At 66.8% G+C, this 937-nt stretch carries 2 protein-coding genes; both read left to right on the plus strand.

All coding sequences use genetic code 11. From position 1 onward, the window contains the following. On the plus strand, positions 1–540 hold a 540-nt coding region (locus O4G76_RS19855; RefSeq protein WP_306467398.1), incomplete at its 5' end, for a TRAP transporter small permease subunit. Further along, on the plus strand, positions 540–937 hold a 398-nt coding region (locus O4G76_RS19860; protein WP_269398884.1), incomplete at its 3' end, for a TRAP transporter large permease subunit. The genes O4G76_RS19855 and O4G76_RS19860, both read left to right, overlap by 1 nt.

The following is a 937-nucleotide window of genomic DNA, read 5'->3' on the forward strand; positions in this document are numbered from 1 at the left end:
ACCGACATCACGCCGCCCCGCGAGGAGGGCGGGCCGATCCCGGAGGCGGGCTGGCTCGGCCGCGCCATCGACCGGGTCGGCATCGTCTTTGCCGTGGGCATCATCATCGCCATGCTGATCCTGATCCAGGAGGTGGTGCTGCGCTATTTCTTCAACCGCCCCACGATCTGGGCGCACGAGACCACCGTGTTCCTCTCGGGCGTGGCCTTCGTCTATGGCGGGCTCTACTGCACCGCGCGCGACAGCCATATCCGCGTCGTGCTGATCTACGACCAGCTCGGGCCGAAGCTGCGCCGCGCCTTCGACGTGGTGATCTCGATCATCTGCGGCCTGTCGGCGGCGATGTTCACCTGGGCCGCCTGGATCATGGTGTCGCGCGCCGCCTTCGCGCCCGGCGGCGAGATCCGCATCGAGCGGTCCGGCAGCGCCTGGAACCCGGTCTATCCGGGCCTGATCAAGATCTTTCTCATGCTCGTTCTGGGCGTCATGACGGTCCAGTTCGCGATCCTGGCCGTGAACTACGCGCGGGGACGGCGTTGATGGAATTCTTCGGACTGCTGCAGGGCCTCGGCATCGAGGGGGCCACCGGGCTGATGTTCGCGATGCTGCTGGTGCTTCTCGTCACCGGCATCCCGCTGGCCTATGTCACGCTGCTCGTGGCGTTGATCTTCGCGCTTGGCTGGTTCGGCCCGATGGCGGTGCCGCTGATCACCTCCCGGGTCTATTCCTTCGTTTCCAGCTTCGTCTTCGTCTCGGTGCCGATGTTCGTGCTGATGGCGGCGATCCTCGACCGGTCCGGCATCGCCCGGGACCTGTTCGACGCGATGCGCCTGTTCGGCGGGCGGCTCAGGGGCGGCATCGCGATCCAGACGATCCTGGTGGCCGTCATCCTCGCCGCGATGTCGGGCATCATCGGCGGCGAGGTGGTGCTTCTGGG

Source organism: Limimaricola sp. G21655-S1, from assembly GCF_027213785.1.
Classification (GTDB): Bacteria; Pseudomonadota; Alphaproteobacteria; order Rhodobacterales; family Rhodobacteraceae; genus Limimaricola.